Here is a 25,200-nt window from a genome sequence, read left to right as displayed (position 1 = left end):
ATCGCAATTGGCTAAATCGGTGATTGATCTGTTAGCTCAGTTGCGAGCTAATCCCAAACTCATTACTGCTTTCTTTCGCAAGAAGGAGGTAGGTTTCTTTACAGACTAATTCACGCATCAATAGAAGAGGTCGCTAAAGCGGTAATCGTTCAGTTAGCTCAATTGAGAGCCAATCCTAAACTCATTACTGCCTTCTTTCGTAAAAAAGAAGTGGCCTTCTTTACGGACTAATTCACGCATCAATAAGGCATCATCTGTTTGGATATGATCACTTAAATATAAGAGAGATTTATATAAATTTAACACGTATTGCTCTAAACCTATTTCTTTAAAGATTGCGTAGTTTTCATCATTAACCGCAAAATCATAAAGATTCACATTCAAATACGTTGTATCATTCCCCGTTAAAACATCTCGTCCTTCTTTTTTAGGTATGAAATTTATTACACGAGTATATAGTCTGTTGTAAGCTCCTGTTTTTACAAAATACTTTTGAACAGCTTCTTTTGTGTGATAATCTTTTAAGAAATAGACATCAAAATTCATCACCGAAAAATCAATTCCCAAATATTGGATTACTAATTCTACAAAACTTTCGGCATTAGAAGAGCCACTTTCTTCAAACCTTCTACTTTTTTTGTTCCACTGCAAATCAATCCCAATCTGAAAAAATTTCAATATAGATAATACAATTGTTCTTTCCGAAGCTGTACCTATTGATTGAAAGAACCTTTCAAGCTCTGTTATGAACACGACTTTGAACAAACGCTCTTTACTTCGGAAACTCAAAAATTGAAGTAACTGAATTTCTTGGTTTATATTCAATGAGTAATCTATTACCTCTTCCTTAAATTTTTCGTCAGATTTAATAGAATTTATGTGTTCAGATAAGAAATATATCTTTAAATCATAGCTGGAGAAAGCATACCAAGTCTTATCGGCAAAAATTATAGGAAAGAGTACCTCTACTTTATACTCATAAATATAATACTTGCTAAAAATATTTTGTATATGTCTTTTTGATATTGAAAAGTCATGACTAAAACTATCTTTTGCTAAGTCAAAGAACACATTTTTGAAAATCTCAATATTTTAGTTTTTTTTCGCACAATAAAGCACAAAAAAAGAATCTAAAATTTAATACTGATTTGAAGGGGATATAACAATAGATTCCTCTTCAATCATTTTAATAAAATATGAAAATATTGATTCGTTACTTATAAATGGATCAACGAACGACTCGCTATTTTTTATTGCTTTTTTAAGGTTATTGCTTAAATTTTCATTCAAATTTACGTTCTTTAAGTATCGAATAGGATCAAAGTATGTGTCCATTTCATCAGGTAGATAATCTTTTAAAATAAAATCAAATCTTTTATCCTTATAGGTGTCTTTAGGTTTAGAAGTAGATATATTATTTTTCTTCATTCCTTTCTTGAGCTTAATAGACCTAAGCAGTCTACGCCCTGCTATAGCTTCAATTTCCGATACAAACTTAGAAGTTAGTCGTATTTTGTATTTTTTACAAACTTTCTCTATTGTATAGTCAAGATGAAAATCAAGCTCAATAGCCATATCATCCCAATCGTAATATTCAATATCATCAATGATTTGACGTTTAATATTTTTTCTAATTAAAATAATATTACTTTCAATAAAATGAGTAAACTCTGTTGGAAATATTTCTTGAAACTCATAAAAACTATCAAACTCTCTGGTAAAGGTAATACTGTTATAATAAGAACTGATTAAGTAATCAGCATTTAATTGAATAAATGGATTAATCATCTCTATTATCTTGGGAAATTCTTGCATTGAATGCGAGTCTAATATTTTCCCTTTACTTCTATAACCGTCTATATCTTTTCTTACTTCATTAATAATAAATAGTCTTACATCCTGATTAGTATCACACGAAATATCAAAGAGATTATTGAGTAAAATTAGTTTCCAGTACTTAGTTTCTTCCGATGTATGATTCGTTGAAAATTCGCCGGAAAATTCCCTCTCCTGCTGGGTGCAAAAATTTAAATATTGAAACTCCGTTAGTATCTTATTTTTTAATATATTTTTTAAAATTTCCGAAAGAACAATCTTTCGACCGAATAAACTTACGTTTGAGTCATAATCATGAATCTCTTCATCTTCAGTACCAAAAACAAAATTTAACTGATTGAAAAATAGGGCATTCTGAATTATGGATTTTATCCAAGCATTGCCACCATTTCTCAAATATTCAAGCAAAAAATCTTTTATCCCGGGGCTTTGAAAGCGAATCAGTATCTGTTCTAAGTGCTCTTGTTTTTCTGAAACCACGTAAAAATCTTCGAGTAATTTTAACTCATGTTTAAACAATAAAGGCTCAATATTTTCATTTAAGCTGTTACGAGCGGCCTCTTGCACGGCAGCAAAAGTTTTTTCCAAGTCAATTAAGTCAATCGGATCGCTGGATATTAATAGGATAAGAAAGATTAATTTAGAAGTTCCAGTTAATTTGCTAAAGTTATTATTCCAGTATTCGTTAGGACTATCTAAATATTTTAAAAATAAAAAATAGAAATCATATTGATTCTGAGCATCACTATCCTGATATTGTTTGATAAAATATTCGATATGCCGAGGAGAATAATTTTTATGTATTATAATGTTTTCCAATACATCACTATATTTTAAATAATTAAAGTACCCCTTCTCAAAATCATAAAACATAAGATGATTTAAAAATATACGTACTTTGTCTTCTTTACTATAATCATCTAAATTTATAACAAACTTATCTGTATTTAGTATTCTTTTGGCTTCAAATTCCGAATGAGATAGAACGTCTTTTATAATATATTCTCTTGAGGTTAGGATAAGATATTGATTAGAACCTTCTTTGAAACTATTGACGATTCGGTTAAAATCTCTAAGTAGTATGCTATTTTTAAGAAGAGGACTAAAGTTTTGTCCCCAGAAATCATCAACTACTATTATCTGATCCTCCTGGTACAATCCTTCTACTTCGTTAAAATCACGATCAGATAGAAACAGTATTTTCTTTACTTTCTGATTTAAGAAATAATTAGCAATCATCTTTGCAGTAGTCGTCTTTCCGACACCTGGATTACCCGTTAGAATTATGAATTTATTTTTCTCTAACGTGTCTATACAATGTTTTAGTATTTTAGTATTGTGAAACAGTTTATGTTCTTTATGAATTTCTTTGAGAAAATATGCAGTCTTATTATAATATTTCCTATTAACTATTGCCTCTAAAGCCAGTTCAATAAAAAATAAATTCGGAACAAGAAGTTTTGAATAGTTCTTCAGCAAATGTTGATAATCGCCTATTCCTAAGTATTTATTTAATTTTTCTCCATCAATAATGTCTTCCTCTGTTAAAATATAATCCTGAAAAAGGTTAAGTATCTTCTCTGCTTGTAAAGGGCTTAATAAAATATTAGTACAAAGTATATACCTGTCTGGTTTTTGCCTTTGACATTTTTTAACTTCACCTTTTAGATTAGTAAAGAAGTCATTATAACTATTGGGGTTATAGAGCTTACATTGGCCTATTATCTTTGTTTCTGTATTTGTGGACTTAAAATCAATACCTCCATCTTTCCCTCTTCTATATGTAGTAAATGTGATTGGTTTTTCCCTGATATCCACAATGTCCCTACAGAATTTTTCAAATTCTGTAGGGAAAAATAAATTATGAAAGTCGAAATTTACCATTTTAATTAGTAGTAGCCAGTACTCTTTAGCCTGACTGCTAACTCGCTCTACATTAAGTTAATGGATGAGGGCAATATTATACTCGATATAAGTAACATGCAATCTTTACTTCTCTGCCGGTTAACTGCAACTCTTATTTGGGACGTGCTCCTTGTCACACGATAGCTACCCCACGCGGAGCAAACAACAATGCACCAAACCGATGAAAGCCGAAGCGCGAAGCTTTTTACTACGTATCCGCTTTTTGTCAGGCTTCCTGCCGGGGCGGTTGGCCTGTCGAACGCTACGTTTCTGACTCATGTTTGGCATCCAAACCGGGGCGTGTCCTGTGTCGCAGGCAACCCAAAAAAGTGGCCTAACTCTGGCGTTTCTTGTGTCGCCGGGTACGTGTCTCGTCCTGCCATAGCCTTACGACACTTGAATAGCAATGCTTGAAAACCACCTGGCAATACACTCTAGATACAGCCTCATCGGCTACTTTGTGAAGAAGATGGTGGATTAGAGAATTTTTGTACTTTAGTTAGATGGCCCGCCTTGAAAGCGTAGGCTTTCCATCGCCTTTTGAGCGGGCCGTCCTGCTGGTGGGCCTGACTCGGCGTCAATAAATCCAGGCTTAGGTGAGGCCGTTCCACATTGTACAGACTGATCAGACGGGGTAAGGCCTGCCGGGCTTCGGCTAACGTCGCATACCGCTTTTGCAAGAGTTCTCCTTTCAGGATTCCGTTGACCCGTTCGGCAATGGCATTCTCCCGGGGGTCACCATTTTGGGTCATCGAAGAAGCAATACTGGCCTTCTCTAAGACACTCATGTAGTCCCAGCAGCAGTATTGGCTTCCCCGGTCAGAATGATGAATGGTCACCGCCGGTAAGCTGCGCTGACGAACCCCCATCCGCAGCGCCTTAACCGCTCCTTCGGCCGCCAGAGAAGCCTCCAGGGCGTAACCAATGATCATGCGGGAATACGCATCAGTCAGCAGAAATAAATACCCAAAGCCCGAACCGATCAACAGGTACGTAATATCGGCCACCCACACCTGGTTTGGGCGATTAATGGCCAAATCAACGATCAGGTTGGGGTATTTGCGCAACCAGTGGTTGGAGAAGGTGGTCCTTGGCTTCTTGCCGGGCCGCTGCCGAATCAGCAACTGGTGGCGACCCAGCAACTCAAAAAGAGCGTCACGACCTAGCTCCAACTGATGTTGACGCAGGAAGGGCTGGAGCTTATGAAACAGCTTGCGCGTACCCAGCCGGGGAAGCAAGATTCGCAGGCGAGTTACCTCACCCAGCACCAACTCTTCCTGGAGCGCTTGCTGAGCCTGAGTGCGAAAAAAGGCATAGAAGGACTGTCTGGATACCCCAAGCAACGGACAAAGTATAGCAACGCTCAGTTGCCTGTTTCGTCCGACAGTTTTGATGGCTTGCGGTCCGCCGTCGCGGTAGTAGACTTTTTTGGCAGGCTCAGCCCATGCTCCTGTTGAGCGATGCGGATCACCTCTTCCAGCAAGGCGATCTTTAACCGGGCTTTTTTGAGCTGCTCAGCCAGCTTAACTTTCTCAGGGTCTGGCGGGGTAGGTTCTTTGGGCGGGGTGAACCATTCGATTGTACTTTTCTTAGTCTTAACTTCTGCTGCGGGACGTGGTTGATGGCCCTGGTGTCGCCTTACCCATCGGTGAATATGGGCATGATCGATCCCATATTTGGCTTCTAACTGACGGTACGTAACCCCACCCTGGAGGTATTCAAGAACGATTTGTTTTCGGCTTGGACGCGCTGTTTTGTCGACCATAAGTTTACGAAGTTAGTGTAAACCTATTTCAGGACGAGACAACGTCAAATACCCGCTTACATGATTGGAATCACCCAACACCCCAAAGGGCTGATGTCCGAAAGATAAACTAAACTCAGGTACGTTGCCTTGACCTTTTCACCCTTGCCTTCGTTGGGTGCCGCTCAGGCTAGCCGGGCAGTGTCCTGTCCACCGCGAGTGGACCCCGCAACGCTAACCAATAACGCACGTAACCAAACAAGCCGAGAGAGACCGAAGCCAACAGACTAGGCTGTCAAACGATGCAAGCCAGACGGTCCGCCGCAGCGGTACGTTCCTGTGTCGCACAAAACGCAGTTGTCGACGTGCTGTCAACGGTCGATTACCCTGTCCAACCACACGTGATACACCAGCAAAAACGTGCTGTCGAACGAATGTCAGACTGTTGCCAGGTACGTGGCAAACTTACAAAGAACACTCACTTTCAATTTGTTATCCTGTCACCCGTTACATGAAACGCCCACCGACTTGGATGGACCACCCAACGACCGCAAAGGCTGATGGTGCACCACAAGATAGGCCACGATTAGGTACGTTCGACCTTTACAACTTTGCCTGCGTTGGGATGCCGCATTGGCCTACTCCGAGTGATACCTGTCACAGGTAAGTGGACCAAGCAGAGCTGACCAACAATCCGCCCACCAGTGCAGCACAAACCGAAAGTTGAATTACAAAAATGCTAAAATTTATCAGCGCTCTTCTTTTGAACGTCAAGAACAAAGTCGACGGACACGCCGATAGCACTGGCTATTTGCTCAATAGTTAAAGCTTTCAAACCTAGTAGGTTTTGTACTGCACTCACCTGGACTTCTAACTTCGCTTCTTGAATCTTCTGCTTTTCAGCCTTTACAGCTTCAGCATTAGCCGCTGTCACACGGGCAAAATACGCCCGTTCTTCCGGGGTCATCTTCCGCGTGTCCAACTCGTCAATGGCCCGCTTGAGCCATTCCTCATTCCAGAAAGCGGGATATTGGGCGGGTTCGGTTGTATGGAGCGTTTTCATAGTATAAACCAGTTTCTCTAGGTCAGTCTCAATCTCAGCTACTTGCTTGCTAAACTTAGCCAATTCTACCGTGATAAACGTCATCTGGGTATCAATGATTTCACCCGCTTCGCTTCTCAGATTGGCAACCGTATGAAAATGGGCCGTTGGTAGAATGTTCTTCGCTAAAATGGCGATTGCATAGATCTTAGGCAGATTAGCATAATCAAAATGGCCACGTTCCACTACCGTATTGAACTTGTGCAAAGCGTAAAACTTCATTCGCTGAACAAAATGAGGAGCGAGCCCTAACTGCATTTCGACGATAAATTGACTACCATTTTCGTCAGTACAGGCCAAATCAAAAATACCACTCCGGCTGTCAATAGTGAGTGCCTCAAACGCATTTTGGTCAAAGTGCACCTCTCGAATGGGTATTTCAGACTTGATGAGCGCCTGCAACGCTGTGCGAAGGAACAAGCTATCGGTCTCGTTACCGAAGGTAGCTTTGAAACCATAATCTGAAATGATTGGAATGTAAATCCCTGTCTCCATGTGCCAAAGTTACCCGAAACAACGCCTAAATCCTCACAAGCCGAGAGAGGCCAAAACCTATCGAGCAGAGACTGTCGGGCGTGAAAAGCCAGGTACGTTACCGTCTCGGACGAAACGCATTTGTTGACGTTATGTCGCCGAGTGATTGGCCTGTCCAACCAGACGAGAAACGCCAGAAAAAAACGCGCTGTCGAACGAAAGTTAGATTGTCTACAGGTACGTGGTAAACCAACAAAGAACGCTCACTATCAAATCGTTATTCTGTCGCACGAGACGCGAAACACCCACTTACATGACTGGATCACCCAACAACCGTAAGGGCTGATGGTGCACCACAAGATAAGCCACCATCAGCTACGGTACACCTTTGCAACCTTGCCCTTGTTGGGTGATGCCGTAGTGCGACGGACTGTGTCCTGTCCACCGCGAGTGGACCAAGCAACGCTAACCAACAACGCACGAAACCAAACAAGCCGAGAGAGGCCGAAAACTGGCAGACCAGGCTGTCAACGTGCTTTCGTAGGTGCGTTACTTTGTCGGCCGTGACGTTTTTCACAACGTGCTGTCCAGCGGTGAAAAGCCTGTCGCCGGGCAGGTGGCAAGCTGACTGAAACGTGCTGTCAAGCGGTGATTGACCTGTCGACCAAGACGCCGCAAACCAGCAAATAAACGCTCATTATCAACACGTTATCCTGTCGACCGATACGTAAAATACCCACTGACATGATTGAAGCACCCAACACCCATGAGGGTTGATGGATGATAACGCTACGTGCCTGAACGGCCACAACTCCCAACCTTTACACCCTCATTTGGTTGGGCTGAAAACATGACCTCGGGGCGTGCAACCTGTCGCCAGACAGGTTGCATTTGACTACATTGGTACAATCGTAAATCCCAAATTTGTTAGAAATCTTCGAGCCATATCCGTTTGAAAGTTATTATGATTTGGATTAAGCTCCTGACCGTTTGCATAAATATTTAACCAAGAAATCAACAGTTTACAAGGGTAATCATCCCCTTCATAGTTTAGTACCCATTGCGATGGTTCTCGTCCGTTAGGAACTCCTTCTCTTTTTATTCTCAGCATTGCTTGAAAAATATGCTCTCTTCGAATATTCGCTGGAATGGGCATGTGGAATTTCTATTTGATTATTAAGATTTTTGCTTATTCATCGGAACATTCACTCTGTCGACCGAACGCCGGAAATGAAAGTGTGAAACTTACCTAATCGGGGCGTTCAAATTGTCACACGAAACCTGCCGAACGAGCTAGACTCTGATCTCTGAGGCCTGCAACCTGTCGCACACCACCCGCCGAACAAACACTTTATGGACTCGCACCCAACGACCACAGGGGCTGATGGATGATGTTACTACGTCCCTAAACAACTAGACTACCAACCTTTACACCCCTGTTTGGTTGGGCCGCCCCGCTTTCCTACGAGACGAGCTTGCTGTCGCCCGACAGCTACCCCCACGCGAAGCGAACAAAACACACCTATCCGCCTAGTGCAACTTCAACACTCGATTTCTTGTCCATTTTGTCCGTTAGCACAGCATGACCGTGTCAACGAAACTCAACAGATAGGCGAATATTTGTTAAAGATCATCAATCCTGCTTGAGCTAAGCTGCTGTTAGCGACAGTATTTTTACTCTTCTCTTTCGGCGCCGTGGTTAAGCATGATCATTTACAGGAAACTTGGTAACATGTCAGTAGTTCACTAAATCTCTAGGTGGGTTTCCAAGGTACAGAAACATGTGAAATAATCTGTGGTATAGGCCAAATCGTTTGCTCTTCAATCCAGTGATTTTTGGCAATTAATCTTTCGATTAAGGCAATTTGGCTTGGTGAAAAAACGACCCGATTTAAGCCTGAGAACTCGTCCTGTAGCCATTTGCTTTGATGTTGGCCAGATTTGATGGGTTTATAAATGGCCGTATTTGGATCAGGAGTGATGAGCTGTATATTCTTACCTTTCTCCTTAAGAATATGCTGAATGCGGCAGTAAATATCTAGCCCATGATAATCCCAATCACCAATGTAAAAAAGGGGTAGGTCTAGGTGCCGCTGCGAGATACGTTCAATGACAGGGGTATTATTACCTCCTGCATACCACAATTCGATGTTATTAGCGTGAAATTCCCACCAAGCTTTGAGGTAATCGATATTTTCGCAGAGCAGAATGTATTTTGGATCAGGACAGTCTACCACAAAGCGCCATTGGTTTTCCTTTGCTGATCTGGCTGGGAAATCATCGACTCCAAGCAGAAACAGTACATCACTCATTAGTCCGGGCCGGTTCTCCAAATATTTGGAATCTTTTAGCTTAAAAACGTTGGAGCTGAAAATACGAGCTGTAGTCAGATTTTGTCGCAACTCCTCTCGGTTGTTGAAAATGAACATTAACGTATGAATGTCATAACTATCGTACTGCTTTAGCCCACTAGCCCCTAGCTCCGACTCATCGAAGAATTTTTTATAGTAGAAGTACTGTGGCAGTAATTCCTTTTTAAAGTAAGCCTTGTAACCTTCCTTTGCGACAATGATGTTCTTATTTCCCGCTTTGAAGTCCAGTAACCGTTTACGATGGCAGAGCACATTTTTGATGTATGCGTTCTCCATCAGCTTTAAGGTCACACTGTCTTCCATATACAGTTTATACAATCCTTTCAAGTTCCGCCAGTTGAGCGAATTTCTCATACTTCGTTACTAAAAATGGCTACCGGGTGCTTGTTGATGAATTCTTCCCCATCTGCCTTGTAAAGTCGATAAATATGTTGCTCCCCTTCGTTAACATGGTTCAGCGGAATAGAAAGCGAGAAGACTTGGTAGCCGTATTGTTTCGCGATCTTTTCCAGCATTTCTAGGTTAGAACCGATGCCCGCAGCCTCATCGATGCTCATGAACCGTAGACCTTCACTTTTGAGTGCCTGATCTTTTTTCATCATGGATAGCTTAGCGATACATAGCAAAGCCATGGCCGTGTAGGTTTGGCCTGTGCTGCCTGAGTTTGTGATGCCGCTAGCGGTGTGAATCTTGTAATTTGGCGTGTAATACGAAAATGGCGAAAGTAGGTCATCGATAGTGATCTGGGGCAGCGGATGATCTGTGTAACGTTTGTACTCATCAATGATTAGTTCATCTATAGATACCTTCTGCCGCTGCTCCCGGGCACTTAGGTATTCTTGTATAGCGTTGTGCCATAACCCCTCGTTGATTGCGGGCATGTCGTCGAGGAATTGAGTAATCCATTGTACCCTGATGCGACTGTTTGGCTCGCCTTTGAGCGAAGCCTTCAGCCCCCCGCTGATTTCTGCTTCTCGTCTGTTCAGCATGTTTCCCACTTCCCGCAATATGTTAGTTTGTCGGCCGATCTCAGTGTGCAGTTCCTGCATTAGGTCACGCACCTTTACCAACTTGTTTTTATTGATCTCTGCGTTCCTATGTATAATATCATCCATATACTCAGTAATCTTCTGCCAAACGTCTTCTTCCTTAAAATCGATTTTTTGAAAAATGGCGGGGAGTACATGTCGTACTAGTATTTTAAAATCTTCCGTTTGTTCAAGTCGACTCCGGTCGTTCTGCACTATATCAGGGTTTGCAATCACCTCTCCATAGGCACGAGTGTATTTATTTTGGTAGTCATCCTTTGCCTTCTTAGCCTCAGCCAGTTTATCTTTTGAATAGTCAACCGGAAGGCCTTTTTCCAAATTTTCACTTTCCAGTTCTAACACCGTCAGTTCTTTTTCTGTCTCCTTTAGCTGTTGATGCAACCGAGTCACTTCCTGTTTCACATTCTGCCCCGCTCCCGCCCTGTTGTGACATTCCTTAAAATCGGCATAATATGTATCTTCGCTTAGCTGAGGTTCATCTTTCTCGTTCACTTCCAGTCCATATTCGACTTTTAGTTCCGTCAACAGCGAATCCACTGCTTCCAATTGCGTTACGGCAAACGTTTCTAGTTGCTTCTTCAACATTTCTTTGGCACTGAGCTGTGCGATAAATGTATCTCTTTCTTCTTCCGCTTTACGATGATCCGCTATGATCTGTTCTCGATTCGTATAGTCATTCAACGCCGAATTCAACTGCGTTTCCAGCCAATTCAATACTTCATTATTCAAGTCTGATTCCTGATAATTCAGTGTTTCCCGTTGCGGCCATGCTTCAAAAAAAGATTGAGGCTGTTCTAACTCCCCAAAAAAATCCTGGAGTTTTTTTCCGGTTTCGATACTTTTTTCGATCTCAGCCATGCTGTGTTTTAACACATCCCGATTAGCCCGAAACCGCACTTTGATGGCCTCTTCATCCTTACCGTCGAAAAGCCGTTCTTCGGTGTATTTGAAAAACGAATGTACCCCACCTAAATCTGCCCAAAAACCATTTCCCGATTGCCGTGTAGTTGCCTGAAGTACTATGGCCGGTTCTGGAATGTATCGATGGCCAACATGAGCGTTATCCGATGTCACCGTTAACACATTTCCCTGCTGGAAATATAGCACCATACTTTCCCTCTCTGGGGTAAGTTTAGGCTGATTGTTTAAGGCCCAATATACCAGCGAATGTTCGTTGTCAATGTCATTGCAAGCTAACAAGGCCTTTTTAGTAGTTAATTCCTGTTTCCAGGTGGTAATATCCGATTGGAGACTTTGGTTTATACTTAGCAGTCCCAATGAATGATCCAGTTCATCGAAAGCAATGATCAACCCTCTTTGTTCTAGCTTGGCTTTACCACTTTGCAATGCGGTATACAATACACGTTCAGTATTGAATTTCCGGTGAAATTTCTGCACTGCCTGTATATCCTCAAGTCCATGTATGGCTATGAATTGCTCGATTGCATCGACATGATCTACCGGTTTTTTCAATCGGTCTGATTCCTTCGACTGAGTTTGCTTTCTCTTCTCCAGTATCGGAATGTCCTTGGTCAATTCCTTGATTTTTTCGTCTTTTACCCGTTGCAAAACCACCAGCATTGCCCGGCTCCCGAAATGTTTGCTCAGCAACTTTTGAATTTCTGTTTGCTGTTCCTGCTTCTGCTGTAAAAGGTGGTAGTGCTGCAAGCGTTCCCAGGTGCTGCGGGCATTGTCCAGCTTACTTTTCAGGTCGAACAGACTTTTCAATGCTTTTTGTTTTCGCTCAATCTTATCGAGTTGCTCGCGGTTGTTGCGAAACGTGGACATATCATCCTCCATGGAGGATACTACTTTCTCAAACGCTTTCTTAAAATGTGTGCGCCATTGTCGACCAAACAGGAAATCCTGTAAGTCTACACCGTCTTTGATGTTGATGTTTTTCCGAGCAAACGTTTGCAGGATCTTGGCATAGTCCTTTAGCGCATTCTCAACGGTCACATCCAGCGGCAACAACTGATTGACGTGCAACGTTTTGTGATACTCGCTAAATCGTCTGAACTTTTTAAAACCCAAGTCTCTCTCCTCGTTAAAATGCTGATCCAGTTCATCGATTGGCAACCATTTACCCTTACTTTCAAACGCATCAACTTGGATTGGTTCGTTCAACGGTATTAAATTGTCTGCATCAAAATCGAGACTTTGCTGAATAATGAAAGCCTGCGTCTGGTTTTGGTTACGGGCAATGTAGGTACCCAGCACGAGGTACTGTCCCGAAGCGGTTTCTACATTGATGTATGCGTAACCAAAGTCTGTATTATCTGTAGTTTTCAAGACCAGCGTTTGGAAAGGCCGGTCCTCTTTGCTCTGGGTAGACGAACTGTATTCGGTAGAACCGATAAGGATGAGCTGCAATAAGTCTGTTATAATGCTTTTGCCCACGCCACTATCGCCCACAAAATCGGTACGAAATGAATGAAACTTGTAGAAAAATTCTTGGTGGTGAATAATGTTTACTGTGCCAAGGCTGTGTATGCGCGGAAAAGGATTCATTAGTAGCGGGCAATAATTTGATCAATGTTTTGAATCACATCTTCATACACATATAGCAATCGCTGGAATGAAGGCAGCGGTTCAAAGTAATCGCTATTACGTTCCATCCAACCTAACCGGACGAATTGGTTCAAGGCAGAATCTACCATATTATCAATTTCAACGTCATCTGCCTGTAGCTTAGCTTTCTCCGAAGATTTGGCAATGAGTCTGAGCAAGCCATTTTCGTATTCTTCGTAATCCAGCGTGATCTTTTTCTTGAGTTCCGACACGGAGCTGAGCTCCAGGTTCCCAGCAAAATAGATTATTTTGTATACAATCAGCCCTATAATAATGTACTCGTTTTTAACCTGACGTTTGTGGTTTTCTGGGATACTCGACTGGTCTGCTGAATGGTAGTCCAAGTAATAATACAATTGGTCGTCTTCACCCCGTTTTTCCAGCCTTACGCCGAACAGGTTGCGGTAATATCTTTGTAATGAGTCCTCATACTTTTTCAGATAAGCATACAGCTCTGGGTCAGCACCTTGTCGTTGGATATGAATCCCATCTTTTAAGGCATAATCAAGCTTGCTGAATACTTGCTGGCTATGGTCGCTTTCTAAAAAGGAATAGCCTACATTTTCTGTATTGTCATTTTCCATAATGCGTTTTTTGAAAGGGGATACGTCACCATTTCGTATGTCGAAATATGCACGTCATACCCCACTGTGTGATATACCCGGTCCATTAGCCCGAACAACACCTGACAGGCCAGCACAAAATCCTTATCCGCTTCCATCACCTCGAAAAACGACCGCGAAGCATCCAGTTCACCATCCTTCGCCAGTTGCGCCATCAACTGGTTAATCCAACCGTCCACCCGGTTGATCTTTTTCATTTCCTCGCGGAGTTGCTTTTTGCCTTCTTCCTGAAAATCTTCGTCTACCGGGTAGCTTTTCCGCGGACGTGCGGGAGTTGGAAAAAGGTATTCTTCGCGTTTAAAGGTGAGCAACTGAGACCGCAGACCACTGAAGCAAAAAGGCCGCATCTCGTCCGGAAATATCACCTTTTTCTCATTACCGTTACCCTGCACCTTCGAGCGTTGGAGCAAAAAGTGAATGAAACGCTCCGTATTCGCTGTCCACTCTGATTGTCTCAGTATAGCAAATAACTGTTTGATCTTCGGCTGAATGCGGTCGAGCCGCCTATCGGTGCTTCGCAACTTGCCCTGTATGCGACTAAAGAAAGCCTGACTGTTGCGAATGTGGTTGATCACGACCTCATTTTCTGTATCAATCCCAATCAGCAACGACACAATCTTGTTCGTATCCTCAAAAGCAATGCGCAGTTCCTGGTTCTTGTTCTGGATGTCTGTCAGATCATCACGCACTTGTTTCAACAATTCCAACGGCTTCTTTTCCTGATCTAGTACATCCCTGCGCAACTGACGCACAGCCCCGTCGATCTGTTGGTGCAAAAAATCCGTTTGTTGAGCCAACCGCGTTTGATACGTGTCCAGATTAATGTCAAACCAATTAATTAATTTCTCTTCATTCTCCCTTGCATCATTCAGTTCTTCCTTCAGGTTGCGGCAAATCACCTCGATCTCTGTAGGCGTCAATGCTCCCTTCAATGTTTTCTTCGACAAGTCGCAAAACGCATATGCATATTCTTGAAAAGAGTATAGCCGCTTCTCTTCATCATAGCTTAGAAAAAACCGCAGCAGTTTCTTGATGCGGTCCTTATTTCGCGACTTTGGATAGTATTTTTCGTCTTTTTCTTTCCCTTTTTGGAAATTCACAAATAATCGGTGAATTTCCTCCTCGCTGAAAAAATCATTTTCATAGTACCCTGCCTTCAATCGTTCATACAGCGCGATAATTACCATAACTTCCATCTCCTCAGGAAACAGTTGACTATATGTTTCAGGCCGCTGAACGGCTTCTAAGAAGTTGAAGGGTAGAGATGTTGAAGAGCCTATCACTGAAAATACATTTGTAATTGTCTTTTAATACTTACTTTCATTCACTCTCAAGTTTATCTTTTCAGCCAAAAGTTGGAAATGAAACCCTAAACCTCACGAACAAGGGCGTTTCCGATGTCCACGGGAGCTAAAAATGGAAGCTTAGAAACCCTAAACGAGCCGGGCGGCTTGTCGACCAAAGGCTGACTTTCACTCCCGACTTTGGCGGATCACCCAACGCCAATGAGTGTTGATGGTGGGCGCACAACTCCACTCAACAAACCTACTTGAACCTTTACACAATCATCATGTTGGGCTGCCAACTTTCCTTAGGGACGTGCTTCCTGTCGCCAGAGAGCTACCCCACGCGGAGTTTTACAACCCTAATAATAATTTCACAAAATTGACCAACTTCGCCATTGGCTCAATTGTAAATAACAAGCTAAATAAACCAATCATTAGTAGTACGTTGCCCACCCGTGTTTCAGTAGAAGAGAATCTACGAATTGGATGCCTTCGGGCAATAGCAAACCAGTTGGCTTTGTAATAAAAGTAATTCATTAAAATGAGCAAGACGTAAATTGCTACCCACAGATTAAAAGAAAAGACAGCCATCAAAAAAATGCCCTCGATGCTACTGATAAGCACAACTGCGGTAAGAAAAGCGGAATCTTTTTGATTGCTCCATGATAACCGCCAAAAAATAGAAAAAAGGTAGTTCACAACAACTTGTTTACTCAATCTGCCCAACAAAGATGTTTCCTCTATCGGACGAAACATACCCAACCTCTTAAAACCTGACTGTTGGGACGTTCTCCTTGTCAGCCGCAACCCGGAAATGCAAGCCTAAACCTGCCTAACCGGGACGTGTGGTCTGTCGCACGGAACCCGAAAATGGAAGCTAAGCGCTCCCCTTCGAGACGTGCAACCTGTCGCACGGAGCCCGCAAACGAGTACTGCTTTGGCTATGCACCCAACGCCTGCGAAGGCTGATGGTGGAAGCAAGATAAGCAACGATCAGGAATGTGACGCCTTTACACCTTCGCCTGGTTGGGCTGCCGCATTGGCCTAATCGCGTGTTTCCTGTCAGAGGTAAGTGGACCCCGCAGAGCTAACCAAACAAGCACGGTCAGTCCGTTTTTACTCTTTTATACTTGAACCTTTGACTTACAGAAATTCGGGAATCATTACTATTGCCCATTTTTAAAGTTATTAATTGCCTACCAACATATTTGGCTAGTATGGGGCGAAAACGCTTGTCAATTGCGTCCTTATTCATAATACCTAAGGTATCGCTGTAGTTTACCTGCTCACTGTTACATGCTATGTCGTACATATCAGACAGATAGTGAAAGAAAATCGAATCTTGCCTTAGTTCACATTGACCACAGGCGATATCCCATTGCAGATCCCTATGGTACTTGTATTTGAAGGTCAAATCTGCATTGATTGTAATCGAGCAAAGCCTATTGTCAGCTCTGATATATTTTCCTTCAATTCGCTTCTGTCCTCGAGCGGGCAAGGAGAGGGAAAAAATAAGCAGAAAAATCAGGCTTGCTCTCATTTAAAAAGGTGGTGTTTATTCAGCCTAGGTAAGTACTCCGACTGAATCGCATTGAATCAAGCCCTAAGCAGTTGTCGATTAACCAAATACCCCATGAGCGTTCTGTCCACCAGACACTAGCATGTCGCCAAGTACGTGGCAAATCAACTAATAAATTTCATTATCAAGAATTTATCCTGTCGCACGATACGTAAAATGCCCACTGATATGATTGAAGCACCCAACGACCACAAGGGCTGATGGCCAAAACTCTACTGAACGCAAACAACATGCCGCTGACCTTTTCACCCTTGTTCGTGTTGGGTGCCCCTCAGGCTAGCCGGACAGTTTCCTGTCGACCGTAAGTGGCCCCGGCAGCGCTAACCAAAACGCACATTACCAAACAAGCCGCGAGAGGCCGAAACCAACAGACCAGGCTGTCAAGCGATGGCACTCAGGTACGTTCCTGTGTCGCACAAAACGTGTTTGTCAGCGTGCTGTCGACCGGTGATTGACCTGTCCAGCCGGACGAGAAACGCCCACAAAAACACGATGTTGAACAGAGTTCAGATTGTCAAAAGGTATGTAGCAAACCTACAAAAAACGCTCACTATCAATCCGTTATCCTGTCGCCGGCAACGTGAAACACCCACTTACATGACTGAATCACCCAACGCCAGCGAAGGCTGATGGTGGAAGCAAGATAAGCCACACTCAGGTACGTTACGCCTTTACACCTTCGCTCGGTTGGGCTGCCGTATTGGCCTAATCGCGTGATTCCTGTCAGAGGTAAGTAGACCCTGCAACGCTGACCAACAACGCACAAAACCAATCTGTGAAGCATAGATGCTATCGACTCCACTTTCTAAATAATCGGAAGAATACGGTGCCTACTGTCAACCCTATGAAACCGATGACCCAGAACCAACTAAATCCTGTGCTCATCAAGCCCATCTGAAAACAAGTTAACGCTCCTAACAAGAAGAAGATGCAGAATAAAAGGGCAACAAACTTAGACATTTGTCTAGCTATTTGTGGGTTAGAAGTAATCTGTTAAAAGAGGTGGTCTGTCAGGCTGAACATACTATGATTGCCAAACTTTATAGGAACGTTGTTTGACTTGGCGGCCGACCCTCTTTCTATAGCGTTCTGTCCACTAGTCATTAACCTGTCGCCAGGTACGTGGCAAACCCACAAATAACGCTCACTATCAATTATTTAACCTGTCGCCCGTTACGTAAAACACCCACTGATATGAACGGGAGCACCCAACGATCACAAGGGCTGATGGCCGTAACGCTACTGAACGCAAGATACACAGCCCTGACCTTTTCACCCTTGTTCGTGTTGGGTGCCCCTTGGCACTTCGAGAGTCTCCTGTCAGAGGTAACACGCCACCGCAGCGCTGATAAAAAACGCACACTACCGAACTCACCGAGAAAAGCCGAAAATGTCCGCCGAGCCTGGCAAACCGTAGCGCTCAGGTACGTTACGGTGTCGACCAAATCGCCTACGATCACGTTCTGTCGCAGGTACGTTGCCCTGTCAGAGGTAACGCGGCATACAAAGTAAAACACTCATTACCAATTACTTGCCTTGTCAGACGGAACCCGCCCACGCCACTTATTCTTGATGGGCCACCCAACTCCTGCAAGGGCTGACGCGACCGATAGGGAGTGTTCACCCTTGCTCTGTTGTGCCGACGGTCCCCCGGTCTCGACCAACCTTGGCTTTAGTGTACACCCATCGAATCCGGGGGATGGGCTGACGCGATGGCCGTGCATTTTTGGGCTAGCTTGTGTTCCCTTGACAGCGAGCTGCCCGCGCCCACAAGCTAGCCCAAAAATAGGACAAAAGCAAGGGCAGGTAGGGGGCATCTCGCACAACGCCACAAAGGGCTGATGGCTGCAAGATAAACCAAACGCAGGTACGTTGCTTTGACCTTTTCACCCTTTGCCTGTTGGGCTGCCGCATTAGCCTAATCGCGTGATTCCTGTCCGAGGTAAGTGGACCCCGCAGCGCTAACCAACCAAGCACACAACCGAACAAGCCGAGAGAGGCCGAAAACGGGCAGACCAGGCTGTCAACGTGCTTTCGTAGGTACGTTACTTTGTCGATCGTGACGTTTTTCACAACGTGCTGTCCAGCGGTGAAAAGCCTGTCGCCGGGCAGGTGGCAAGCTGACTGAAACGTGCTGTCAAGCGGTGATTGACCTGTCGACCAAGACGCCGCAAACCAGCAAACAAACGCTCATTATCAATTCGTTACCCTGTCGCACGATACGTGAAACGCCCACTGACTTGAACGGGCCACCCAACGACCGCAAGGGCTGATGGCCGAAAGGTAAGCCAAACGCAGGTACGTTGGTTTGACCTTTGCACCCTTGCCAGGTTGGGCTGCCGCATTGGCCTACTCCGAGTGATGCCTGTCAGAGGTAAGTGGACCCCGCAGAGCTAACCAACAACGCACAAATCCGATTAAGCCGTGAGAGGCCGAAACCAATCAGACCAGGCTGTCGATCGTGACCGCTCAGGTACGTTGCCTTGTCGGCTGAAACGCGTTTGTCGACGTGCTGTCCACGGTGGATTGGCCTGTCGCCAGGTACGGGGCAAACTAACCAAAAAGTGCTGCCGAACGGTGATTCACCTGTCGCAGGAAACGCGGAATTCAAATAAAAAGAACGCTCATTTTCAATTAGTTACCCTGTCGCCCGTGACGTGAAATACCCACCGACTTGGACGGGCCACCCAACGCCACGAAGGGCTGATGGCCACAAGATAAGCCAAACCCAGGTACGTCACCACGACCTTTGCACCCTTCGCCGGTTGGGCTGCCGCGTTGAATGCTCCGGCAGTTTCCTGTCCCAGGTAAGTGGACCCCGCAGAGCGAACCAATAACGCACGTAACCAAACAAGCCGAGAGAGCGGTCCCGCGTCCGGGCCGAGCCGAACAAGCCGAAGCTGTCAAACCGTGACACCCAGACGGTCCGCCGCAGCGGTACGTTGCCATATCGCACAAAACGCTTTTTACGCGTTCTGTCCACGGTTGATTGACCTGTCGGACGAGACTTGATACGCCAGAAAAACGCGCTGTCGAACGGACGCCAAACTGTCAACAGGTACGTGGCAAACCCACAAAAAACGCTCACTATCAATTCGTTATCCTGTCGCCCGTAACGTGAAATACCCACTGCCTTGGACGGGCCACCCAACGCCAACAAGGGCTGATGGCCGAAACGCTACTGAACGCAAGATACACAGCCTTGACCTTTTCACCCTTGTTTGGTTGGGCTGCCGCACTGGCCTAATCGCGTGATTCCTGTCCCAGGTAAGTGGACCCCGCAACGCTAACCAACAACGCACAAAACCAAACAAGCCGAGAGAGGCCGAAAACGGGCAGACCAGGCTGTCATCACTCCTACTCAGGTACGCTGCACTGTCGCACGAAACGCATTTGTCAGCGGGCTGTCAACGATTAATTGGCCTGTCCAACCAGACGTGATAAGCCGATAAAAACGTGCTGTCGAACAGACGCCAAACTGTCAAGAGGTACGTGGCAAACCCACAAAGAACGCTCACTATCAATTCGTTATCCTGCCGCAGGTAACGCGAAACACCCACTTGCATGGACGGTTCACCCAACACCCGCAAAGGCTGATGGTGCACAACAAGATAGGCCACGATCAGGTAGGTTACACCTTTACAACTTTGCCTGCGTTGGGCTGCCGCACTGGCCTACTCCGTGAGTCTCCTGTCAGAGGTAAGTGGACCAAGCAGCGCTAACCAACAACGCACAAATCCAAACAAGCCGAGAGAGGCCGAAAACTACCAGAACAGGCTGTCAAGCGGTGGTACTCAGGTACGTTGCCTTGTAAGCCGGAAATCATTCGGGATATGCGGGCTGTCGCTCGACAAGCGAGTCTTGAGCCGTTTATCGTGGCCGTTCCGTTACAAAAAGAAGCGATATTGTAATTATGCATGTTAAACAGTCTACTAATTCTATTGAGAAAGTTTTTAGCTGGCAACCCATCTACAAAGTTGTCCCAATCAGGTTTTTGGGCAGTCTAAAATAGACTGCTGAGTTTTACGTAGTTTGTCTTTTTAACATCACTATCATGGATTATTCCGACAAAACGCCCCGCCGGGTGTTCTTTAGAAAATCGATAACCAGCACACTCCTCCTGAGTGCCGGTTTACCTGCTTTTATCTCCCTATTACAGTCTTCCGGGATTGAAACTGGTGTCAGCGCATTGGGTCAAGTTCCCCAGGCAGCCAACGAAAAAGAATTTCGACAGGGGGTTATAGGTCCCGCCGAACTCTCACTGGCTACCAGTCAAATAGCCGTGAGCAAAGCCACTCAGAAAAACGCAAAGGAGTTTGCAGGGTTTGAACTGGAGGAAGCCAAGGCGGTAACGAGTGTGCTGAAAGACTTGGGTACACCTGTACCAGCTATGGATGCAAAAGCACAGGCTACGCTCACCAAAATTAAGACGGCAGCCAAAGGAGCAGCATTTGACAAAGCGTACATACAGGCGCAACTCGAGAATCATGAGTTTCTACGCGATCTGGCCCAGAATTACCTGAAGAATTCTGTAGGTAGAACGAGTGCGGCTGAAAGCCAGACCCGGCATCTGGCAACACTGGCACTTTCTAATTTTAAAGAACATGTTGCGATAACCCGCCGAATCTTGAGTGAATTAGGTGGAGCGTAGATTTTTACGCCGAAGACAAAACCTGACCAACTGGTTGTACGCCGAGTGCGAAGCCCGAAACTTGCCTGTCGGGGCGGCTGGCCTGTCGCCCCGACGCTGGTACACAAACCCAAACGCGGATTGTCGAAACGATTGACCTATCAGCCGCGACCCACCAAACGAGCAAGAAGCCTAATCTCTGCGGCCTGCTACCTGTCACCCAAACGCTCCCTTGCCAGCTAATTTGTGGACGAATCACCCAACACCCACAAGGGCTGATGGGAGTCGCTTTACTCACAGCAAGATACGCTCCCTTGACCTTTTCACCCTTGTCTTTGTTGGGTGCCTCTCAGGCTAGCCGGACAGTTTCCTGTCCGAGGTAAGTGGACCCCGCAGAGCTGACCAACAACCGGTCCGCCGGTGCGGCACACAACCAAACAAGCCGAGAGAGGCCGAAAACGGGCAGACCAGGCTGTCAACGTGCTTTCGTAGGTACGTTACTTTGTCGGCCGTGACGTTTTGCACAACGTGCTGTCCAGCGGTGAAAAGCCTGTCGCCGGGCAGGTGGCAAGCTGACTGAAACGTGCTGTCAAGCGGTGATTGACCTGTCGACCAAGACGCCGCAAACCAGCAAACAAACGCTCATTATCAACACGTTATCCTGTCGACCGATACGTAAAATACCCACTGACATGATTGAAGCACCCAACACCCACAGGTGTTGATGGCGGGGGAGCGGCTCGACTCAACGCAGGTACGTTAGCCTTTACACACCTGTTTTTGTTGGGATGAATAGTTGAACTACCACATCTTTATCCTGTCGCCCGCGACCCGCCCACGCAAAGTGATTCAATATTGTAATTTGGGGTTGAAGTGCCTAGCTTTACTTTTGGCCCAGCCTGCGTACCAAATCCAATCATGTATAAAATGCCCTTTGTCTGAATTATATTCTCTCTCAAAAGAAATCATTCCTGTTTCGTGTGCCCGCAATAATAGTCGAAGAAAATCATCAAAACTGTCAGCTACTACAGTTATCGCATCGGGTTCTCCCAGAGCAATATAAGTGATCTGACCTTCTTTGCCGTTTTGAGCTGGAGCATAATCGAAACAAAGATAATTTGCAGAACCACTCTCAGCAAAAGGTACTCTTTTTAAACCGTACTTTTGAAGCTGTGCCAAAGTTGGTTGAGTAACAACTAACTCTTCATCTGTATTATCTGTCTTGTTAACGATAAAGTTGTAGGCTGGAATAATTTCCTCAATGGGCAACATATACGAAGCCATGATTGAGGGGTATAACTTTTCACCGTTGCAGAATAGAAGTATAGATTTATAACTCTCGGGTAATGTTTTTTCAATAATAGACTCCAAGTGAGCGATTTTTTCCTCGCTACAACCAGAATTAAGTTGATCGTTGTAATTTGGTAACCGTGAAGTAATTAACTCAATAAATTTAGCAGCTATATCCATGAGATACAGAAAGTTGCTTTTGTGATAGTTGCCTTTCGCTGTTACAATGTGCTTGGTAGAATAAGCTGTCCCAACCGGAGCGTTTGTCCTTTAGCCAAGGGGTCGAGCTTGGAAATGTCAGGCTGTGAAGTTGAAGCTGTTTTGTTTATGCTGTCGCACGAAACGTGAAATTTGAAGCCAAAGCGTTCTATCCATCAGCGTTTCTCGTGTTAACCAGAGCGTGGCCTGCAAGTAATGGATGAAGAAACGCCCAACGCCCCAGAGGGCTGATGGTGAACGAAAGATAAGCTAAAACTCAGGTACATGACAACCTTTACACCCTCTGCCTGTTGGGCTGCCGCATGGGCCTAATCGCGTGATTCCTGTCCCAGGTAAGTGGAGCCCGCAACGCTAACCAACCAAGCACACAACCGAACAAGCCGAGAGAGGCCGGAAACTGGCAGACCAGGCTGTTGGTCGTGACCACTCAGACGGTCCGCCGCAGCGGTACGTTCCTGTGTCGCACGAGACGCTTTTTGACGTGCTATCCGCCGGATTTTGACCTGTCGCACGAGACGGGAAACGCCAGCAAAAACGGTCTGTCAACCGGTGACTAAATTGTCAACAGGTACGTGGCAAACCTACAAATAACGCTCACTATCAATTGGTTATCCTGTCGCCTGATACGTGAAACGCCCACTTACATGGACGAATCACCCAACACCTCCAAGGGCTGATGAGCGCATCACGCAAGACAGGACACGCGGCTCACTCACGCGGTTTTTCACCCTTGGATCGTTGGGTGCTATACGCTGCACTCAATCACGCGCCTGTCGCAGGTGGCGCACCCACGCGAAGCCAGAAATAATGTTCATAAACCAAGACAGATTCCATACATACACATATTGTAATCGTCTTCAGTTCGCCACTCCTTCTTGGTAAAATACAATTTCCATACTCAAAGGTAGGCGCTACGGTGGGGGAATTCTCCTAAACTCATCATTAGAAAATACAAACCAAATTCTTTTACTTTGCGTTACGACTTTGTCCATTAAGATTGGACGAAATCTTGTAGTGGTGTAGCTAGGACTATCGGAGCTATCAAGTTCTTCTAACTACGGAATTGTCACATAACAGTATGAACAAAGGAAAACAAGCGTATGGGTATCGTCTCTGCTGAAGTAGTCCAGCTGCCTGAACCTCGCCAATCAGATACACTGACTATAGACTTCAGTAATCGTAGCATTACAGGGGTGCTTAATTCTTATCGGTTCGAAGATAACGGCTTTATTGTGACCTATATTCCATCATTAGGTCTTTCGGCTTATGGTCAAACTGTCGAAGAGGCTAATGAGATGATGATTCACGACGTTATCAATGATTTTTTTAAAACCATCATTGGTATGCCACCAGTGGCTGTCTTTGAGGAACTTAACAACCTAGGATGGATAAGCACCAAGATCACTGAATTTAAAAACCAAGCCTTCATTGATGAAGAGGGTATCTTGAGAAATTTTGATCTACCTCAAGATACGCCGATTGAAAGGCAGTTAGTGACGATTTGATGAGTAGTCATAGACCGATTAAGAAAGAGTGTTGGATTAGGTTTTTAAAGGCGCATGGATGTGAACCAGCCAAGGGTACCAACCACACAAAATGGAAGTGTCCAGGCTGCTTGCAGTCGGTAATCTTTCGCAATCAACCCAAAGAGATTCCTTTCACACACATCTCTAACAACTTGATGACAATGGCTCGAACAAAGCCAATCTTCACTAAAGAATACTTTCTTGATTGGATTGACAAGAATTGCTAACGACAATGCCCCAGTGGATCTTTTTCACTGGGGCATTGTCGTTAAGGCTATCTGTTGTTTAGAAAGCACTCAGATGCCTGTCGAACGAGGCGCACCTACGCGAAACTGACTAACTAAGCACACAACCGAACTCACCGAGAAGGGGCCAATGCTGGTACGCTCAGGCTGTTAGCCGAAGCAAAAAAGCCGCATTCTGTCGCCGGGTACGCTGCAAACTAAATAAACTACTGACTGTCAAACATTTGTATTCACTCAGGTACGTTGCCAAGTCTCACACGCCTAGTTGCCACCCAACGCCCCAAAGGGCTGATGGGGAGCGAAGCGAGCCTTTACACCCCTGCCCTCGTTGGGCTGAATTACTATGACTTTGGGACGCGCTTCCTGTCGCACGAGCGACAGAATGGCAGCGCGAACCACCAACGCACTTCCGATTTCTGCGCCGAGGGCGAAGCCAACAAACGCACTGCAACCTCTTGTACCGAACGCGAAGCTGAAAACCTTGCTGTCGGGACGCGCTGCCTGTCGCGCAGAACCCGCCCCACGAACCAGAACGCTGAATGTCAAACTGCTTCTCGTGTCAGCCGAAACCCGCCGAACGAACAAAAAACCTCACCTCTGCGAGTTGCAACTTGTCGCCGGAGACGCTTATTGATGCGTGAATTAGTCTGTAAAGAAACCTACCTCCTTCTTGCGAAAGAAAGCAGTAATGAGTTTGGGATTAGCTCGCAACTGAGCTAACAGATCAATCACCGATTTAGCCAATTGCG

Annotated in this window: 14 protein-coding genes; 2 read left to right on the top strand and 12 right to left on the bottom strand. The window is 44.9% G+C overall.

What is annotated here, in order from left to right:
- Positions 1–153 precede the first annotated feature (153 nt).
- The 11 genes from ACAW75_RS25810 to ACAW75_RS25760 all read right to left on the bottom strand — a co-directional run bounded on the left by ACAW75_RS25810 (position 154) and on the right by ACAW75_RS25760 (position 15,661).
- Positions 154–1,071: a hypothetical protein gene (locus ACAW75_RS25810; RefSeq protein ID WP_370731677.1), complete on the bottom strand. Its 918-nt coding sequence runs from the start codon at positions 1,069–1,071 to the stop codon at positions 154–156.
- A gap of 66 nt (positions 1,072–1,137) precedes the next feature.
- On the bottom strand, positions 1,138–3,720 hold the full coding sequence (locus ACAW75_RS25805; protein WP_370731676.1) for an nSTAND3 domain-containing NTPase: 2,583 nt from the start codon (positions 3,718–3,720) through the stop codon (positions 1,138–1,140).
- Positions 3,721–4,187: 467 nt separating this feature from the next.
- Positions 4,188–5,084 carry an IS3 family transposase gene (locus ACAW75_RS25800; RefSeq protein WP_370731675.1) on the bottom strand — a complete coding sequence of 299 codons (897 nt, stop codon included), beginning with the start codon at positions 5,082–5,084 and terminating at the stop codon, positions 4,188–4,190.
- A gap of 20 nt (positions 5,085–5,104) precedes the next feature.
- Positions 5,105–5,506 carry a hypothetical protein gene (locus ACAW75_RS25795; RefSeq protein WP_370731674.1) on the bottom strand — a complete coding sequence of 134 codons (402 nt, stop codon included), beginning with the start codon at positions 5,504–5,506 and terminating at the stop codon, positions 5,105–5,107.
- 718 nt (positions 5,507–6,224) lie between these two features.
- Entirely contained in the window at positions 6,225–7,082 is an 858-nt protein-coding gene (locus ACAW75_RS25790; RefSeq protein WP_370731673.1) for an Rpn family recombination-promoting nuclease/putative transposase, read from the bottom strand.
- 874 nt (positions 7,083–7,956) lie between these two features.
- Positions 7,957–8,217 (bottom strand): hypothetical protein, encoded by a 261-nt coding sequence (locus tag ACAW75_RS25785; protein WP_370731672.1) that lies wholly within the window; start codon positions 8,215–8,217, stop codon positions 7,957–7,959.
- 598 nt (positions 8,218–8,815) lie between these two features.
- Complete coding sequence (locus ACAW75_RS25780) at positions 8,816–9,787, bottom strand: hypothetical protein (RefSeq protein WP_190888748.1); 972 nt, start codon at positions 9,785–9,787, stop codon at positions 8,816–8,818.
- On the bottom strand, positions 9,784–12,993 hold the full coding sequence (locus ACAW75_RS25775; protein WP_370731671.1) for a hypothetical protein: 3,210 nt from the start codon (positions 12,991–12,993) through the stop codon (positions 9,784–9,786). Before ACAW75_RS25775 ends, ACAW75_RS25780 begins: the two co-directional genes overlap by 4 nt.
- Entirely contained in the window at positions 12,993–13,637 is a 645-nt protein-coding gene (locus ACAW75_RS25770) for a condensin complex protein MksE (RefSeq protein WP_370731670.1), read from the bottom strand. The genes ACAW75_RS25775 and ACAW75_RS25770 overlap by 1 nt, the downstream gene beginning before the upstream one ends.
- Positions 13,610–14,872, bottom strand: coding sequence for a hypothetical protein (locus ACAW75_RS25765; RefSeq protein WP_370731669.1), 1,263 nt, complete (start codon positions 14,870–14,872; stop codon positions 13,610–13,612). Before ACAW75_RS25765 ends, ACAW75_RS25770 begins: the two co-directional genes overlap by 28 nt.
- A gap of 441 nt (positions 14,873–15,313) precedes the next feature.
- The gene (locus tag ACAW75_RS25760; RefSeq protein ID WP_370731668.1) at positions 15,314–15,661 is read right to left on the bottom strand and encodes a hypothetical protein; all 348 of its coding nucleotides are present in this window, start codon (positions 15,659–15,661) and stop codon (positions 15,314–15,316) included.
- A gap of 4,934 nt (positions 15,662–20,595) precedes the next feature.
- On the opposite strand from ACAW75_RS25760, the gene ACAW75_RS25755 reads away from it, so the two are divergent.
- Positions 20,596–21,192 (top strand): DUF4142 domain-containing protein, encoded by a 597-nt coding sequence (locus tag ACAW75_RS25755; protein ID WP_370731667.1) that lies wholly within the window; start codon positions 20,596–20,598, stop codon positions 21,190–21,192.
- An 828-nt stretch (positions 21,193–22,020) separates the two neighbouring features.
- Here the strand turns inward: ACAW75_RS25755 and ACAW75_RS25750 are convergent.
- Complete coding sequence (locus ACAW75_RS25750) at positions 22,021–22,641, bottom strand: SMI1/KNR4 family protein (protein WP_370731666.1); 621 nt, start codon at positions 22,639–22,641, stop codon at positions 22,021–22,023.
- A 1,139-nt stretch (positions 22,642–23,780) separates the two neighbouring features.
- Between ACAW75_RS25750 and ACAW75_RS25745 the strand changes: the two genes are divergently transcribed.
- Positions 23,781–24,185 (top strand): hypothetical protein, encoded by a 405-nt coding sequence (locus ACAW75_RS25745; protein WP_370731665.1) that lies wholly within the window; start codon positions 23,781–23,783, stop codon positions 24,183–24,185.
- The last annotated feature ends 1,015 nt before the right edge of the window (positions 24,186–25,200 follow it).

The organism is Fibrella arboris, from assembly GCF_041321095.1.
Classification (GTDB): domain Bacteria; phylum Bacteroidota; class Bacteroidia; order Cytophagales; family Spirosomataceae; genus Fibrella; species Fibrella arboris.
The sequence above is the reverse complement of the archived record's forward strand: the minus strand, read 5'-3'. Positions and strand labels throughout refer to the sequence as shown.